The sequence below is a fragment of the Sanyastnella coralliicola genome (assembly GCF_030845195.1).
Lineage (GTDB): Bacteria > Bacteroidota > Bacteroidia > Flavobacteriales_D > Sanyastnellaceae > Sanyastnella > Sanyastnella coralliicola.
Genome location: NZ_CP132543.1, coordinates 2922627 through 2939169, shown reverse-complemented (window position 1 = coordinate 2939169; position 16543 = coordinate 2922627). Strand labels below are relative to the sequence as shown.

Below are 16543 nucleotides of genomic sequence, written 5' to 3'. Positions count from 1 at the left end.
GTCAGTACGACTTATTTTCTCGACGGATCCCAAGTGCTTTCTTCACCAGACGCGTTGCTGGAGAGATTGACTTCATGATCTGTTCGTGGTATTTATAGTGCTTTGTGATGTAGCTAGGATAGTCTGTGTGTGCCTTTATCGGCGCGTTCATGACGGCTTCAAATTCAGCTTCGCTAAATCCGAATTTCTTCAGAACGAATTCTTTGTCTTCCTCGAGCATATCTGCGTCATAGATGGGTTGCTTGAGCTCTTCAAGCGCTTCGTCTCGCGTCATTTGTCCGGAAGCAATCAGCGTAGATAAGTGTGCTTTGCGCTTATCTACCCCAAACTTCTCCGGAAGAATATATCCTTGGTAGAAGCGAGTGATGATACTCTCGAAGTGCTTACCTCCGTAGTCACGCCAACCGAGTTCGCGAGAGATAAGTTCTTTTGCTTCTTCCTTGTTGTAATCAATGTAATTCAGCGGCATCACCGTCTGAATCTTCTTCACGAATTCATAGTAGGTCTTCTTACCGAAGCTTACATGAGGGAAGGTCTTCAGTTTCTTTGATCCGAACTGCTTTTGAATCGAACGGATATTCAACCAGTCATACTTGAACCATCGCCACGCTGAAGGAAGAATGCCTTCTGTAGTAATGTTGAATCCGTTCAACATGTAAGTAATGCCATGCTTTTGAGCCAATCCATAGATCACTGCGAAGATGGCGTGATCTGAAGTTAACTCAAGGTCAATGACAGATGCTTTCAAAAATGATAACTGCAGATCTCTGAACTCCTCCCAGTCGATGACATGGGTGTGAAGATCAAAGCCACACTTATCGATGATATTATTGATGTTCTGATTGGCAATTTCAGAGTTCCACCCATTGTCTAGGTGAACAACTAGCGGACGTAATCCATACTTCTTGCAGAGGTATACCATGTAGGTGCTATCAACACCTCCACTGACTCCTGTAATGCAATCGTATTTCTTGTTTTTCCCTTCTTCGCGGATCTTGGCGAACACCTCTTCCATTTGACGTTGCCCTTCTTCTCCTCCAACGAAGAATTTCTCGACACGATCTTGGTATTGGTAGAAGTAATTGCAGACCCCATTTTCATCAAAGGTGATGTCTGGGTCAGCAATGTTATCCATTACCGTTTTCGTACATACACGTACGTCTTGGGTGGTGTTGTTGAGGGTGGTCATTTAACTAGTCTTGATGCATAAAACATCCGGGGGTAAAGCTACTAATATTGTATGTAGGACGTGTCTTAGTTCAACGTGAGATTATGTCTTCTGGAGTAGGGTAGGAGATTAGGATTGATTTCGGATTTCTGTCTTTGTAAACGAAGATGCTTCCTGCGGCTGCAGCTGAAGCTCCGGTTGCAGAAATGGTTTCATTCATGTCTTCTACGGAGTGTGCTCCGCCACAAGCAATTACCGGAATTCCGACCGCACTAGCCACCGATTTAGTCAGCTCGCGATCTAGTCCGCTAAAGGTGCCGTCGCGATCAGTGTTGTGTACAATCAGCTCTCCTGCTCCTGCTGACTCCATGCGTTGAGCAAAGGCAACAATATCTTCCTTAATCACGTCACTTGCCGATCGGAAACATGGACGCATTCCGCCGAACAGAGGTTTCTTCACGTCCAAACTCACGACTACACTTTGACTGCCGTAGGCATCAGCGATTTCTTGCAGAAGCGAAGCGTTCCCAGCGATAGCTGAATTAATAATCACCTTCTCAACCCCTTGATCAAATACCTTTTTGGCTTCTTCGAAAGATGTGATTCCTCCACCATAGCCTAGCGGCGAAAAACACTCACTGGCCATTTCGTAAATGAGGTCGGTGTTCGGTTTTCGTCCTTGCTTCGAAGCAGTAATGTCAAGGATAACGATCTCATCGATCATCTTATCGTTGAAGATCTTGATGGCGTTGATCGGGTCTCCGATGTAGTTCGGTTTTTTGAACTTCACCGTCTTCACGAGCTTGCCGTTATCTACAGTCAGTATGGGTATGATCCGTGCTCTCTGCATATTACCAGCTTAAAAAGTTCTCCATCACCTTCAGGCCAAATACGTGGCTTTTCTCAGGGTGAAATTGCATACCGGCAACATGTCCTTTTGCAATTCCAGCCGAGAATGAATGTCCGTAATCGCAGCTGCACAGTTCATCTGCTTGGTCATCACATTTCATGTAATAGCTGTGCACGAAATAATAGCGCGGGTTGGCTTGAATATTTTGAAGTAGAGGATGGTCTGATTGAGAAACCTGGATGTTGTTCCACCCCATGTGAGGTACTTTCAAACCTTGATCTGCTACATTGAAACGAATAGTCTTGGCAGGAATCAATCCTAACCCTTCACAATCGTTCTCTTCGCTGTAATCCGTTAGCAACTGTGCCCCAAGGCAAATGCCTAGGATCTTAACTCCAGCCGCTGCGCGTTCCTTGATAAGAGTGTCTAATCCTCGCTCCCGAAGATTAGCCATTCCAACTCCAAAAGCGCCCACCCCTGGAAGGATGAGCTTTTCCGCGCTAGCGAGAACTTCAGGATCAGAAGAAATCTTAGCCTTTCCGCCAGCTTTCTTGATCATATTCCTTACCGAGGCAAGGTTACCTACGCCGTAGTCAATAATCGCGATCATGCTTGCACAAAATATGGATAGGCATCGAAGCGGTAGGCTTCAAGTCCGTATCGTTCAAAGAACTCGTTTCGAGTGACCGATTCGAGCTCAAGTAGTTTCTTAGAGAGTTGTTCTCCCGAGTTAAAACAGATCCCATCCAGTGTGGAGCCTTTCATTGGGAAATGCTCCATGCCGTAGTTCCCGATCAGGGTTTTGTAGCCACAGAATAGGCGCTCATAAAGGATGGTGCTGAATGCCGCCGCGGCGATATCCACATGCTCAAAACTCATGGAAGTACGAACGTCTGGGCCCGCTAAAGCAAAGTTGCCATCTGGAAAGAACTGCTGATAGAACTCCCTGGTTTTCTCCACCAATTCAGGCTTTTTTTCACGAGGGTGGGGGAAGATCATCACCTTCCAACCATCATGTTCAGCAGTGAATTTGGCGAGGTCTTTCAGCAATTGTTCTTCAGCCTCTGGAATATTCAATCCGTCATCTGTATGACCTTCATCTCTGCGCAACCAACCACCATGAGAGTAGTATCCAATGGTCATTGGCTCAGGCTCAGGTAAGGTCTCGAGGTAGCGATCAATGTACGTGAAGGCATACTCTGGAACCCACATATCTACCTGAGTGTACTTTACCTCTTTCAAGACCTTGATTTCTTCCTTTTGGTAAGCGCTACTCAACAAAAGGCTGTGGCAATACAGCACGCCATGATGGGTGCTCAAAGGTCCCGGACTTGGCAACTTCGTGAAGTCGTCAAGTTCGTTTTCAAGTAGAAGGTAACTCCAGTTGTGGTCGATGAGGTAAGGAGCGAAATCAAAGATTCGCTTGATCTTCTGGCTTCGGACCAAATGCAGCAAAGCCGCATTCTCCGCTACAAAAGCAATATGCATCGCTTTGTTCGCTCGGTTTGCCGAAGAGAAGAAACAAGACAACACAATCGGAAGCGCAAACAGAATGAAAGGGATCAATTGCTGTCCTTTGAATGCTGCTGGTAGATCTTCTTGACTGAAGAACACGCCCGGCGGTTGTGCTTGTTTTTTAACGTACTCGAATTCTAATTCTTCGAATACAAAGGCAGACTCTAAGATGGCCAATTGCGGCTCTCCTCTCAATGTGTGAAAGGCATCCGTGCCAGAACGCATTTTACGAAGCACTCGAATGAGCACCCGAAGACCAATGGTGGCTTGATTGCTCGCCGCTTGATCCAATCGGTAAGTGACATTCTCATTCATGCACTTCCAGGCATGCCATTCGCGGCTGCCTTCTTTGGCGCTTTTCAGAGAACGATAAGACGCTATGGCTTCTTTGAGCTCTTTACGCATCCATTCCCATTACGCGACGAAGCGTCTCAAACTCCGTTGCTGTATTTTTAATCTGCTGAAGGTCGTTCATGTCCATCGAGCAAAGGTGAGCAAGCTCGCCTGTGCGCTGGAATGATTGACGCAGTGTGAAGTGCTTTTCGAGGTATTTCGCTCCGTGTGCTGAGGCGAAAAGGGCCGCGCTATTCCCTAGCGTGTGGTCAGAAATACCGTGGAAACGACTGTTTGCGAAATCAGGCATTTCGAACTCTTCAACCAATGTTGGGTATTTCACGACGCAGTAGAGGTAAGTTGCGTAATCAACCACTTCAATCTTGTCTACGTCTTCTTGCGGCATATCAGCAGGAATAGAAACAAAGGTTGGCTTCTTTAACGACATAATATCACGCGTCAACTCTGGGAATCCAACGTGCATACGCGCAGCCACCTTCATGTATTTCAGGTCTAGCTCAACACACCAGTCAAGGAATTTCGAAGCAAACGGTGTAGCGAATACTGGAATTCCATGGTGATCTCCGAAATCGCGCAGGTGCTTCAATGTCTCGAAGTCCATAGCATGGCTCTTCGGCTTGTTGAATTGCTCCGGATCGTATAGCTGAACTTTAACAGCTTCGGCTCCACCAAGCTTTGATTGAAGAATCATTTGTTCCGCGGTAGCAAGATCTCCGCTAAACTGAGGTGATATTTCTGAAATGATGAACATGGTTCTGGAATTTCTAGGTTAGTTATGCTGCTCAAGAAAGATCTTGGCATTTATGAAGTTGAAAAGGAATTTCTTGTAGCTGTTTGGGTACTCTTCTTTGTTGAGCATTTCTTCCATCTTCGATCGGTCGAAGTATTGATAGATCGCTGAATCATCAAGGAAGTAAGCACGATGCTCAGGGTTTTTGAAGTCAAAGATCGAGTTGATCGAAGCATTGAACCCTTTCTTCTCACGACTCAAGCGAACCTGATCATTGAGAATTCCCTTCATCGAAGAACGGAGGATGTATTTGTTGTACCCTTCATTGATTAATAGCTCACTTGGGATGCTGTAAGCCCACTCAAAAAGCCCTTTGTCAAGGAACGGACTTCTATTCTCCAAAGAGTACTTCATACTGTTCAAATCGTCTTCGTGCAAGATGACACGAACCACTTCATTGAAGAGCTCATTCATCATGCGGTTGCGAAGGAGGCTATCACAGTACTTTGTCTCCGTGAACGGCTCATGGAAGTCTTTATTCAAAAGGCTTCGGAAGAGTTCGTTGTTCAGATAAATGTGGTCACGCTTATCTGGGTTGTCGAAGTACAGATCGAACTTTCTGAAGTCAGGGTGGCGAACAAACTGAAGTGGGTATTTTTCCCATTCCGCTTTGAATCGCGCGAATTCCGGATGATTTCTCATCTCGTACATGTGAAGTACGAAGTGGTCGTAGTATCCGGTGAACAGCTCGTCTGCAGCAGTTCCCGAAATGGAAATCTTGAACCCATTCTTCGCAATCTGCTCTGACAGGAAACTGTGGACGAAATATGAAATCGTTGCCACCGGCGCGTCGTGGTATTGAACCAGCGACTCGAGGCGACTAATATTATCTACATTAGGATCAAGGATCACTTTGGTGCTTTCACATCCAGTGTCTTCAATCGTGGCTTGAATGTTCTCGTACTCATCGTAACGATGATCGTTGTCAATGATAGAGAAGGTGTGAGCAGTGACATTGAACTCTTTCGCCGCAATAGAGACCAAACTCGCTGAGTCGACTCCACCGCTCAAGCAGAATGCAAGAGGTACATCTGAACGCATACGTAACTTGACGCTGTTGATCAAGCGCTCTCTCGTTCCTTCAATGGCTTCTTCCATTGACATCTTCTGCTCGTTCAGCTTTGGAATCCAGTATGGAGATTCTTTGACCTCGCTAGGGTTATTCACTGAGACAAAACCATTGTGCGAAAGCGGCAATTCGCGCACACCATGGAAGAAGGTTTCATTCGTTTTGTAAAGTGATTTATGACCATTCACGATGTAGCGAAGAATATGGTCACTATTCACTTCAAACGGGCGATTACTCAATGCTTTCAGGGCCTTCACTTCAGAAGCGAAGTACACACCGTCATTGGTTTCATGCAGGTAGAAAGGCTTTTCTGCGAATCGATCTCGAGACAACATCAAACGTCCGAGCTTGTCATCCAGCAAGGCAAAAGCCCACATTCCTTCAAAGCGTTCCGTGCAGCGATCGCCCCATTCGAGGTATGCTTTCACCAGTACCTCTGTGTCTGAATCTGTCTGAAAAGTATGACCTAGGGTAATCAGTTCCTCTTTGAGCTCAACATAGTTATAGATCTCTCCGTTGAAGGCGAGATGAATATGCTCAAAATGGAATGGCTGATTTGAACGAGGATCAAGGTCAATAATGCTCAATCGACTGTGCAGCAAGTTGACTTGGCTATCGCCGAAGACGTGGGTGCTATGTCCGTTGGCATCCGGACCGCGTTGCTCCATGGTTTGAAGAGCCGCGTTGATGCGTCCGTCATCAAGTTTTTCTTTACCGATATATCCAGCTATTCCACACATGGTCAGGCAGTATGTAGTGCTTTGAACTCGTCAGAATTCTCGAGTTCTTGAATGTCTTCAATGGTGTGCACGTCGAGGTTGTTCGCCACAACGAAACCACAGTGTGCACTGAGGAATTCATTGAAAAGAGCGTGCTTCTTTACGATTCGGAAAGCGGCATTTTGAACGCCATTTTCGTCGGCACTCATCACCTCCCAAAGTTTGTGGTTGACCATCAAGTCATAGCCACTTTTGAAATGAGCTGCCGTCAGTTCAGGACTGTTCGCTTGAGCTACAATAACGTTCTCCACTTCTCCGTCGGCCGATACCAATGGGTCTTCCACGGCTTGGCGGATTGCTACAATTTTCGGGGTGTGATCATCAGCAAGCTCCTTCGGACGAAGCAACGACTTGGCTCCATACTGTTCTCCGACCTTCAGAATCTCTTCGTCGTCTGAACTCACGAAGATGTCATCAACGAACGCACATTCTTTCAGGGCATCAATCGTATAGGCAATCAGTGGCTTGCCGAGAAGTGGGTAGATGTTCTTCTTCTCTAGGCGTTTCGAGCCGCCACGTGCGGGTATGATAGCGATAGTTCTCATAAGATGCGGTCGAGGATATCACGTGCAATCACTTCCGCTCCATTGGTCGCCATTTCGTGATTCTGCATGTTCTGTAGAATCGATTTGTACTCATGGTCAATGAAATGCGGGAGGAAAGTGTCTAAGCTATTTTCAAAAGTGTCTAACCCGATGAAGGTGGCCAGGCCTCCTTTCTTCAGGTTGATAATGTTTTCGTTCATTTCAGGATTCATCGCTTCTCCAAGAAGCAACATTGGTGTGCGCAATCCAATGCACTCACTAATGGTGTTGAATCCAGCACGAGCGATTACGAGGTCCATCTCATTGATGTAGTCTACCATGAGCTCATTCTTATCAATGAATGAAAGGTTGTCTTGCTCGCGCTCAAGGTTTGAAGAGACAAAGAACTGGTAGTCATCCAGAGAACGGATATGATCGAGGGCTTTCAGGATGCTTGGTCGAAGCACTCCTGCGCCACTATCGATAATCAAGATTTTAAATTTCCCTGAGTCTTCTACTTTCTTGTGGTTGATTTCTCCTCGAAGGATCAAGGGCACTTCTTGAGCGTTGTCGCTGTAGTAGTGCAGGATTTCTTCTGGGGTGAATGGCGGGAAATACAAGGCGTCAGCCATCTTCGCCATTTCAAAGAAACGGTAAACCACCTGCGTTTTCAATGGCGGCGGATACAGCTTTGAAAAGAACCAATCCCAAGTGAAATGGGCGATTCCAAACGAAGGTTTGTTGTTTTTTTGGGTGATTGGGAAGGCCTCATAAACGAAGTCAGAAATGGCGAAATCATAATCCCATTCTTCTAACTCATCCTTGATGTACTCCTCACTTTGTTCTAGGTATCGAGCATACTCTACATGAATCTTGTCAACGTCAGGCGAACCGTTCGCTTTCTTATGCCATGTGATGTTGTTGTATTTGTCGATGGTCTTAACGTCGGTGATCAGTCTACTCGCTGCTTCGAGGTGACGATGGGTCTGAACCGTGAGGTCAAAATCGCTGTGCAATGAGCGTAGGGCTTCAATGATAGCGCGTTGACGAACGATGTGTCCATATCCTTCGTCTGACAGAAAAATTTTTCCTTTTAGAGTCTTCATTCAAACAAGCCAACTGAAGCTTGACAAAAATCGTGATAATCTAAGCTTCAGCAGACTAAGATGAATGAAGTTTCCCACAATTGGAAGCGGGTTAACTCCTTTCAGAATCCGCCTACAAACTCGACTTTTTGAAAGACCTTCGCCGCGAATTCCGAATTCTAACTGTAAACTACCATTTACGTTTTCAATCATGCCTCGTACTAAAGGGTGAAGGATGGCATGGTTTTGTGAAAGTTATTTGTATAACCATCACGAAACAACTACTGAAATGCGCTACGTCATCTGCTCTCTTCTCTTTCCAGCTTTGCTTCTAGCAGGCTATCCCTCTCAAGCACAGGATTGTGCGGCTGAAATTTCATTCGAATACTCAGTGCTCAATCAAAGTGTTTTCTTCGACGCTTCTCTCGTTGGCCTATCGGCCGAAGAGGTGGTTACCTATGATTGGGACCTTGGCGATGGAGAAGATTCTATCTTGGAAGATCCTGTTCACACTTATCCTGACGCAGGGAGCTACCACGTTTGTTTGACGGTTTTCATAGAGGGGGGAGAACAAAACTGTGTGCTTGAAATTTGTGATCAAATCATTATTTCCGGCGGACTGCCTTGTCATGTGGATACTGAGATTGCTCCAGTCAATGTTGAGAATCAAAATATCACCGCATCTTTAAACATTTCATGTGGCAATTTTTCTACAGTTAGTGGAATTTTATGGACGATCGATGGAGAAGAGGTTTCTTCCGAAGAAACTTCAATCTCAATTGAAGTCTTCGAAGTTGGGGTACATGAACTGTGCGCTTATGTAGAAGCTTCATCTCCCGGAAATCAATGTTCCACGATGGAATGTCAAACATTTGAAGTCTTTCCGCCAACATTCGAATTAGATCCTGAAATTGTGGTTAAAGACAATGGGTGTAGCTACCGCTTTATTGATGCTACGGAATCAGAATTTGAGATCGTTGATCGCTACTGGGATTTTGGAGATGGGACGAGCAGTGCAGCATCTCAACCAGAAAAGTCATATGATACAAACGGTAGCTATGAAGTGTGTCTTTCGCTAACAGCCGCTTGGTACGGAACGGAAGAAACGCGCACCACATGCACATGGGTAGAAGCGTCATGTGACCAGGAAATTCAGAAGCCAGAAGGCGTAAACGTTGAGATCGTTGCTAATTCAAGTACGATACAGATTAAAACAGTGGAAGCTGCCTCCGGAGTTGAATATCTAGTTCACGACATGTCGGGACGCCAAGTAGCATCTGGAACAGTGTCAGATATGCGTGAGATTCAGGTAGAGCACCGTGGCCTATACCTTGTTTCCATCATTGATGGTCAAGATGTGGCGTCAACTAAAGTGTGGGTGCAATAACTTACTTGACAACCAAGCGCGTAGTGTGCTTGAAGTCTCTTCCGTGAAGGATGATCGAGTAAGTACCCGGTTGCAAATCAGAAGGAACGTCAAACTGCAGTGCAGAAGCTTGTTCTAGCATCACAACAGGTTGGGTGAAAACAACACGCCCACTAAGGTCATAGATGTCAATCGTTCCGCTTCCTTCGAGGTTCAAACCACCAACTGCTAATGTAGCTATCCCTTCGTCGATTGGGTTAGGGTAGACACTGAGCGAGTTTGAGAAGAAGTCAAGTTGAATTGGGCTCATTTCTTCATAGTCAGGGGCGATTCCTGAAGGGTCACCAATTTCAATCTGACAGAAGAAGCCGTAGTCACCTTCTTGTGGGTCATCACATGCATCTTGGGTTCCGAGCATTGGCTTTACACCAACACGGTAGAAACCATCAGGAATACCTAATGGAAGAAGGTAAAGTGATGTTGTATTCACTGAATACGTCACAATGGCTGGACCAATCGGTGTCATCGTCGGGTCATTCTCTTCAATCGGAGCAATCTGCCATGCATATTGATCTACCACTTCCAAGAATTCACATTGCAGCGTAGCACCAGGATACTGCGTGGTGTTGCAGTATTCCGGTCGTACATTCACGTATGGAAGCGGGTTGATAATAATGAACTCGGGGTCACTCCAAGGGCCCCAAACTCCACAGTACTCTGCGCGTGCTTCGATCACATAAATCTTGTTGTAACGAATACATTCGATGAGGTCGAAGTAGCAGAATGAAGTTGAGCTTGCACCAATGTGTGTAAGCACAGTAGATCCACCATCCGTGGTCAAACGCCATTCGATATTCTGACCATCACCTACATAACGTGCCTTCACGTTTTCGGTCATATCGTAATTCAATCCGGCGTATCCAGGCTCTAGTTCAGTAGTTGGAGAAGCCTCCGTGTAGATCTGTCGCACTTGATTGTAACCGCACCAGTAGCCATCTACTTGTACTTGAACATATACGTCGTACGTTCTGTCGAAACAAAGTCCACCAACCGCATTGAGGTTGATGATCCCATTCGATCCATTTACCTCGGCAAGGAATTGGTCTCCGCTATCAACATCAATGAACAGCCAGCGAGAACCTTCAACCAAGCTATTGTATGGAGTATAAGTGATACGGTTGATTGTTTGATTGATTCGGTATCCCGGAAGACCAACATCCGGGGTGAAAGTCGGGAACCATCCAGCGCGTACTTCAGAAGCAGGAAGATATTCAGTGCAAATATTGAAAGAACCTGCACCTGCTCCATTTGCAGAGTGAATTCGCAGGTAGTAGTCGTTGCCGGCGATGAGGGTGTTTGCGTAAAGCGTCTCACCTGAATTAGCTCCATTAGTATTTTGACAGGCTACTGAGTTGAGCCCATTATCCAGTACCTCAATGACCATATCGAAGTTGGATGTTGTACCTGTGATTTTGATTGCTTGCGTTGTAGCGGTGAACGCGTACCAGACATCATCATCATCCGTTCCGCTACATACAGCTTCACCAGAACCTGAAGCGCCGAGGCTACCTGCAGTCGAACAAGCAAGACCATCATATGTGTTCTGCATAAAATCGCTCAGGGTGATTGCCACAGCAGTGCCAGGGTCTTCTTGAGCCATCAATCCACAAGCCGCCAATAGCGACAGTGCAAAAGGTATAATTCGTTTCATTTCCGGTCAGTTCTCTCTCTATCGAACCTCAGAAGGGCGCGATTGAAGTGCATAAGATATAAAAAAATCATGCGTTCATACTATTCGGACTCCCAAAGAATCGTCTCATTCTTGGGGTTCAAATCAGTTCATTTCTAAGAGATTAGCTTGGCGATCGCCTGTGGGTTGTAAGGTCCGTAGACTTCTGGTCGTTGAACCTTGTTTTCTTTCGTACCCGATTGATACAAAGATATAGGATCGTCATCAAATTCGATAGGTGTGGCAATTCCTTGCCTTGCCATGGAGGCTGCGTAGTCTGCTCCGGGAGTGTAGTTCTGAAGACTCATGTTCTCTACACCCAAGCCCATGGCGTCAAAGAACGTCGTGCTATACACCGAAATTTGAATGAGGGATTGAGAAAGAAGGTCCATCAAATTGGCAGTCTTTCCATAAACCGTACAATTCGGGTGATCATTGAGGTGTTCATAGAGCTCAGGCTCCTTTTCGTACGGGTGAAGCTTGATCCATAATTGCCATTCCGGGTGCTTTTCTTCGATGGTGCGCAGCAATGATTCCGCGTAAGCGACATAATCTTTAGGCATGTTCTTCTGAGCACCTATAAACACGGCCTTGACTTTTTCACGGCCCTGATATTTCTCCCAGCCATCGGTTTGAAGACTGTAATCACCAGCAATGATCAAATTTTTAGGGTCATACTCATGGCCCTGGGCAATGACAGACTTCCAGTATTGACCAAACAATACCAATTGGTCAGGGAAGATGGCCTGAGCGGCAAAGTCTTTGGCCATGTCGTGATAGACATAGTATAGATCTTCAGCGGCAATGAGTCCATGCTGAAATTCAACCACTTGAATATTCAACATCTTCGCAGCAGCGATAATTCCCTCTCGGTGATAGTGGTTGGTCATCAGCAGGGTCTTCACACCCTGGCCTTTAAACAGGCGGTAGTAGCGATGGAATTCTTCAAAGAATAAGTGAAGAGAGGTGCCCAGATAAGCAGCACCAATTTTGTGTTTACTGTTCTTGTAAACCATCACTACATCTTCAAGCACTTTGCGCTCAGTAGCGTCCAAGTGTTTGTTTCCGAATGACTCAATCTGCTGTTCTCCTACTTCGAAAATCAGTCCGCTTCGGTGCTGGTGATCACGAATCACAGAGATTTTATCTGCACCAATGGTGTCAATGATCTTTGAGAAGTAATAAGACTGCTCTTTTCCATCCTTGTCAAACCCCGTACGCCCATCATCAAGAAGTACAATTTCTTTGAGCTTTGAACGGCGTTCTTTCCGGCGATAAGAACGCAATGCGAACATCATCTGCTGGAACCAGATAGGCTTGTCTAAACGATGAGGTATGATCTTATGCGTGGTATTGGTCACCTCGTAGGTGATCGCGTGTTGTAAGATCTTGTAGTAATGGAAGATCTTCCCGCGACCGATGTCTGGAGAGTCCAGACGCTCGTCAATAAGTTGCTGTAATTCAGTGAATGGTAACAGCTGCATAATGGCTTATCTGATGGCGCAAAGCTAGTAAAGCTTAAGCTGTTTTAATGGATTGTACTTCTCGAATGATTCCTTTTCCTCGTTTCATGAACCAAATCAAACAGGCAGCGAGTAGGGATGCTGTGATTACAGCCTTGATCATCCAATTGAATTCTACCGCGAAGGTCACGAACACTCCTGTTAAGGTGATGAAGAAGAAGATCGGAATAGGATAATAGCTCAACGGTAGGTACTGCTTAGTGTCTTTGAAAAGGTGCCCTGAAATACCCATGTACATGTAGCAGAAGAAGGTAGAGAACACAGCCGCTTCAATTCCAAAGAAAGGAACCAGTGCCAAATTCAATACCACGTTCAAAATTCCTGCGGCAGTGGTGATCTTGAAGAGGGAAGTTGTCTTTTCATTGAAAATAACGAACTCTACGGAAGCCACGTATAGCGGACGATAGCAGAAGGCCATGAACAAGAAGATGGCATACTTGTACGAATCAGCCAAACCGTCAGTATTATTCAGGAAGAAGAACTTAAATACCTCTTTCGACCAGAGACCAGCAAGAGTGGCAGCCACATAACTGAAGCCCAACCAAAGGAAGGTGAACTTCCGAATGATCAAGTGCACATCAGGGTTCTTGTCTCTGAATAAGCTGAAATAGATCGGCGAAACAACAGTATTCACCTGGCCTGAGAAGTGATTGAAATAACTCGCGAAACTGTAGGCCACATTGTACATACCAATGGTAGCGGTACCCACGTTTGAGATTCCGTTGTATTGGTCAAGTACAATTCGATCGCTCGAAGTCAGGAGGTAGTCAGAAAATTTGTGTGGTACCAATGGCAGAGAAATCTTTAGCCAGCCTCTAATGCGCTTTCCTCGCAGACTGAAGCTCGGTAGAATCTTCTCGGCTCCGTATATGATGATCGCGAAGAAGATTCCTTGGAACATTACACTGACGAAATTCGAGATGAAGAAACCGAGGTATCCCAACTTGTAGATGTAGATCGTGACGAAAGTCGTGATTACTGTTAGAACCCCAGCAATTGCCGTACTCACGTGAACGACGTTATGCTTGTGTCGAAATTGCATGAGGCGCATTCCAATCCCTCGTGTCAAATCGAAGGTCACCATTGGTGTCACCAGCAACGCGATAATGGTCCAAAGATGGTCTTCCGGTACGTCATTCCTGAACACGAAATAGATCAAGGCTGTTGCCGAAACGCCGTAAAAGATCTTGTACAAGAGCAAGAAGCCCATGTACTGCGACCAATATGATTTGAAGAAGCGTTCTTTCTTGAAAAAGGCATTCTGAAATAGCGGAGACATCCCGAGATCTGCGATCATCGAAAGCAGTCCTAAATATCCCATCGCCGTTCCATAGACGAAGTAATCGAAGCTGGTAAGAAACTCCGAGATGATAGGATATAACAAGAGGTTCGCAAACATGGGAACCTGACTTGCAAAGGTGTAAAGTAGACTGTTCTTGAAGACGAACTTCAGCATCAGATCAGTCCTTTAGCCCGACAGTTTGCAACGTGTTCCTTGAACTTCAAGGCAGAGGTTTTTCGTCGTTCTGCGATTTCTATCAAGTCTGTTTTTCCATCAGCAAAGCTGAGGAAATGCAACAGGTTGTGAAGGTTCTCCCGGTCGGTATCCGGGTCTACAGAATCAGGGTACAAGCCGCGTGGTCCCAACTGAGGTTCGCAGAATTGTACTTCATTTCGATATTTGTCATTGAGCTCAAGCACTTCTACGAAGTCAACGTAGGTGTTGATGGTGTCAACCATATGCTCAAATGAGATGAAGTCTTTGTTGTCAAAGGAAGTGTGATACTCTTTGTATCGCTGGTACGGAGTGCGCATGAGACTTCCTACAGGTAGGTTGAATCCCGGACTACAGTACTGGCGTTCATCGCTGCCGCCCACAGCAAAATCAATCACTTCATGTTTTTTACCGCTATAGCGAAGCACATGTTCAGCAACCCGTGTCGCCAAACAGTCGTCGCGTTTGGAGCGCTTGAAGGTCAAATCACCTCGGTCTCCTACACAGGTCAATACATATCCTGCATCTAGCTTTTCCAACAATTGGCCACCCACTCTGTCGAGATAAGCAATGATGCCTATCGTTTCTGGAGCAAATACAAAGCGGTAGGTGTACTTGCGATTGGGCATCTCCGCAATCTTCTGATAGAGAAATGCCTGAACCAAAGGCCCACTCAGCTCGTTGTTCGCCATACTTGGATGGCAGACATAAGTCGAGAAGAGAATTTCTCGGTCGGTAGATCCAGGAAGTACACATTCACCATAATCAAGGTGACCTGGTTCTAAGTCGCTATCTATGTACACGCGGTAGCTTCCTTCCTTTGGAAGTGATTGCCATTGCTCTTCTGACATACAGAAACCCCATGTTTCACGATAGTAACTTGTGACGTATGGAATGGCCTTCGGCATAGAAGGAAGCGTACGTACATGCTTCGAAAGCTCTTCGTACGAGATCTCTTGATCCACAGAAGTAGAGTAGGAGATCACATGCAAGTTGTTCTCCTTAAGGTCGCAAATGCGTTGTCCGTCTGGAGTGGTGATATACGCTTCGCGAATGTTCCATTCCTTAGGAACTGTCCAGTCAAACACCTTGGTGCCACTGGCCACGCGGTAGCGCTCCATCGGGACGATTTCCGACAGAATATCTAATGTGTCTCGAACGCCTTGCCCCGTTAAGCTCCTGCAAATCGGCCAGAGGCGATCAAAGTAGGATTCAATTTCCTTTTCAAGCTCAAGAGAGCGCATTCCAAACGAGGATTTCGTCTTCTTCGATGGTCTTCAATGCTTGCTTACCTAGCACTTCGTCGATATGACGTGGACTAATTCCCTTAGCAGGTCGTTTCCACGTAAGATCGTCGCGTTCGATGGTTTTTCCTTCCGGAATTGCTCGAGCTGCTACCAGGCTTCTGCGTGCATTTTGACGTGATTTTTCTTCGCTTTCGAGTGCTGTGAGTTTGAATGAACCGAGCAATTCGAAGGTTTTGTCCATCACCTTCCAGAAGTGCTTCATGTCTTCTTTATCCATGGCGTGGTAATGGTCATTGCCCGGAAGGGTCTTGTCGTGGCTGAAGTGTTTTTCAATCACTGCAGAACCCAACAATGTGGCCATTTTCATCACTTCCATATCCTTAGGTAAGGTGTGATCACTGTACCCAGGAACATGGTCAGGGAAGTTGCGGATGAGATCTTTGATCATACCCAGGTTGGCATTCTGATCCTCCGTAGGGTAGTTCAATACACAGTGCATCAAACAGAGTTTGTTCCCATGCTTTTCAATTGTTTCAACTGCTTGCTGCACCTCCCAGAGGTAAGCGGCTCCAGTTGAAAGAATCATCGGCTTCCCGAATGAACACATGTGCTCAATGAAAGGAAGGTTCGTTAAATCAGAAGAAGAAACCTTGAAGACCGGCATAAGGTCATTCAAGAAGTTTGCTGATTCAACGTCGAAAGGAGTACTCATGAACTCAATACCTGCGGTTTCACAGTACTTCGCGAGTTCTTCGTATTCCCCTTTCCAAAACTTGTCGTATTTCTTGAATAGTTCGAACTGAGATTCAGTCGGTTCCTGGCTTAGGTCCCAGTAGTAAGGTGAGTCTTTTGACGCAATAGTTTCAGCCTTGTAAGTCTGAAATTTTATCGCGTGCGCTCCACCTTCTGCTGCTTCATCAATCAGTCGTTTTGCTAGATCCATTGAACCTTCGTGGTTCACTCCAGCTTCTGCGATAACGTAAGGACGAGTCAATACTCGTGGGTCATAGTTATCGAGGAATTCTGTCAGTTTCATAGGGTCAGGTTTT

At 45.8% G+C, this 16543-nt stretch carries 14 protein-coding genes; 1 reads left to right on the top strand and 13 read right to left on the bottom strand.

From position 1 onward, the window contains the following. Nucleotide 1: 1 nt before the first annotated feature. The 8 genes from RA156_RS12295 to RA156_RS12260 form a co-directional block, all read right to left on the bottom strand. Nucleotides 2-1189 (bottom strand): N-acetyl sugar amidotransferase, encoded by a 1188-nt coding sequence (locus tag RA156_RS12295; protein WP_306640431.1) that lies wholly within the window; start codon nucleotides 1187-1189, stop codon nucleotides 2-4. A gap of 70 nt (nucleotides 1190-1259) precedes the next feature. Then, nucleotides 1260-2018, bottom strand: a complete 759-nt coding sequence (locus RA156_RS12290) for an AglZ/HisF2 family acetamidino modification protein (RefSeq protein WP_306640429.1) — start codon at nucleotides 2016-2018, stop codon at nucleotides 1260-1262. Between the two features lies 1 nt (nucleotide 2019). Continuing rightward, nucleotides 2020-2628 (bottom strand): imidazole glycerol phosphate synthase subunit HisH, encoded by a 609-nt coding sequence (gene hisH / locus RA156_RS12285; RefSeq protein ID WP_306640428.1) that lies wholly within the window; start codon nucleotides 2626-2628, stop codon nucleotides 2020-2022. Further along, the gene (locus RA156_RS12280; RefSeq protein ID WP_306640426.1) at nucleotides 2625-3938 is read right to left on the bottom strand and encodes a hypothetical protein; all 1314 of its coding nucleotides are present in this window, start codon (nucleotides 3936-3938) and stop codon (nucleotides 2625-2627) included. The genes hisH and RA156_RS12280 overlap by 4 nt, the downstream gene beginning before the upstream one ends. Next, nucleotides 3931-4638 (bottom strand): N-acetylneuraminate synthase family protein, encoded by a 708-nt coding sequence (locus RA156_RS12275; protein ID WP_306640424.1) that lies wholly within the window; start codon nucleotides 4636-4638, stop codon nucleotides 3931-3933. The genes RA156_RS12280 and RA156_RS12275 overlap by 8 nt, the downstream gene beginning before the upstream one ends. 18 nt (nucleotides 4639-4656) lie before the next feature. After that, a complete protein-coding gene (asnB, locus tag RA156_RS12270) occupies nucleotides 4657-6486 on the bottom strand; it encodes an asparagine synthase (glutamine-hydrolyzing) (protein WP_306640422.1) in 1830 nt (609 codons plus the stop codon). A gap of 2 nt (nucleotides 6487-6488) precedes the next feature. Next, entirely contained in the window at nucleotides 6489-7070 is a 582-nt protein-coding gene (locus RA156_RS12265; protein ID WP_306640420.1) for an acylneuraminate cytidylyltransferase family protein, read from the bottom strand. After that, nucleotides 7067-8155, bottom strand: coding sequence for a glycosyltransferase (locus tag RA156_RS12260; RefSeq protein WP_306640418.1), 1089 nt, complete (start codon nucleotides 8153-8155; stop codon nucleotides 7067-7069). The genes RA156_RS12265 and RA156_RS12260 overlap by 4 nt, the downstream gene beginning before the upstream one ends. A gap of 268 nt (nucleotides 8156-8423) precedes the next feature. Here RA156_RS12260 and RA156_RS12255 point away from each other — a divergent pair, with 268 nt between their 5' ends. Beyond that, on the top strand, nucleotides 8424-9521 hold the full coding sequence (locus RA156_RS12255) for a PKD domain-containing protein (protein WP_306640415.1): 1098 nt from the start codon (nucleotides 8424-8426) through the stop codon (nucleotides 9519-9521). Nucleotide 9522: 1 nt separating this feature from the next. Here RA156_RS12255 and RA156_RS12250 read toward each other — a convergent pair whose 3' ends face one another. The 5 genes from RA156_RS12250 to RA156_RS12230 all read right to left on the bottom strand — a co-directional run bounded on the left by RA156_RS12250 (nucleotide 9523) and on the right by RA156_RS12230 (nucleotide 16530). Then, the gene (locus tag RA156_RS12250) at nucleotides 9523-11211 is read right to left on the bottom strand and encodes a T9SS type A sorting domain-containing protein (RefSeq protein WP_306640414.1); all 1689 of its coding nucleotides are present in this window, start codon (nucleotides 11209-11211) and stop codon (nucleotides 9523-9525) included. Nucleotides 11212-11345: 134 nt separating this feature from the next. Then, on the bottom strand, nucleotides 11346-12713 hold the full coding sequence (locus RA156_RS12245; RefSeq protein WP_306640413.1) for a hypothetical protein: 1368 nt from the start codon (nucleotides 12711-12713) through the stop codon (nucleotides 11346-11348). A 34-nt stretch (nucleotides 12714-12747) separates the two neighbouring features. Then, nucleotides 12748-14208, bottom strand: a complete 1461-nt coding sequence (locus tag RA156_RS12240; protein WP_306640412.1) for an oligosaccharide flippase family protein — start codon at nucleotides 14206-14208, stop codon at nucleotides 12748-12750. After that, entirely contained in the window at nucleotides 14208-15491 is a 1284-nt protein-coding gene (locus tag RA156_RS12235; protein WP_306640411.1) for a DUF4910 domain-containing protein, read from the bottom strand. Before RA156_RS12235 ends, RA156_RS12240 begins: the two co-directional genes overlap by 1 nt. Then, nucleotides 15478-16530 carry an N-acetylneuraminate synthase family protein gene (locus RA156_RS12230; protein ID WP_306640410.1) on the bottom strand — a complete coding sequence of 351 codons (1053 nt, stop codon included), beginning with the start codon at nucleotides 16528-16530 and terminating at the stop codon, nucleotides 15478-15480. Before RA156_RS12230 ends, RA156_RS12235 begins: the two co-directional genes overlap by 14 nt. Nucleotides 16531-16543: the final 13 nt, after the last annotated feature.

Coding starts and splice junctions, on each gene's coding strand:
- RA156_RS12295 (WP_306640431.1), bottom strand. CDS start 1,189: ATGACCACCCTCAACAACACCACCCAAGACGTACGTGTATGTACGAAA.
- RA156_RS12245 (WP_306640413.1), bottom strand. CDS start 12,713: ATGCAGCTGTTACCATTCACTGAATTACAGCAACTTATTGACGAGCGT.
- RA156_RS12265 (WP_306640420.1), bottom strand. CDS start 7,070: ATGAGAACTATCGCTATCATACCCGCACGTGGCGGCTCGAAACGCCTA.
- RA156_RS12280 (WP_306640426.1), bottom strand. CDS start 3,938: ATGCGTAAAGAGCTCAAAGAAGCCATAGCGTCTTATCGTTCTCTGAAA.
- RA156_RS12240 (WP_306640412.1), bottom strand. CDS start 14,208: ATGCTGAAGTTCGTCTTCAAGAACAGTCTACTTTACACCTTTGCAAGT.
- RA156_RS12230 (WP_306640410.1), bottom strand. CDS start 16,530: ATGAAACTGACAGAATTCCTCGATAACTATGACCCACGAGTATTGACT.
- asnB (WP_306640422.1), bottom strand. CDS start 6,486: ATGTGTGGAATAGCTGGATATATCGGTAAAGAAAAACTTGATGACGGA.
- RA156_RS12260 (WP_306640418.1), bottom strand. CDS start 8,155: ATGAAGACTCTAAAAGGAAAAATTTTTCTGTCAGACGAAGGATATGGA.
- RA156_RS12250 (WP_306640414.1), bottom strand. CDS start 11,211: ATGAAACGAATTATACCTTTTGCACTGTCGCTATTGGCGGCTTGTGGA.
- RA156_RS12235 (WP_306640411.1), bottom strand. CDS start 15,491: ATGCGCTCTCTTGAGCTTGAAAAGGAAATTGAATCCTACTTTGATCGC.
- RA156_RS12255 (WP_306640415.1), top strand. CDS start 8,424: ATGCGCTACGTCATCTGCTCTCTTCTCTTTCCAGCTTTGCTTCTAGCA.
- hisH (WP_306640428.1), bottom strand. CDS start 2,628: ATGATCGCGATTATTGACTACGGCGTAGGTAACCTTGCCTCGGTAAGG.
- RA156_RS12290 (WP_306640429.1), bottom strand. CDS start 2,018: ATGCAGAGAGCACGGATCATACCCATACTGACTGTAGATAACGGCAAG.
- RA156_RS12275 (WP_306640424.1), bottom strand. CDS start 4,638: ATGTTCATCATTTCAGAAATATCACCTCAGTTTAGCGGAGATCTTGCT.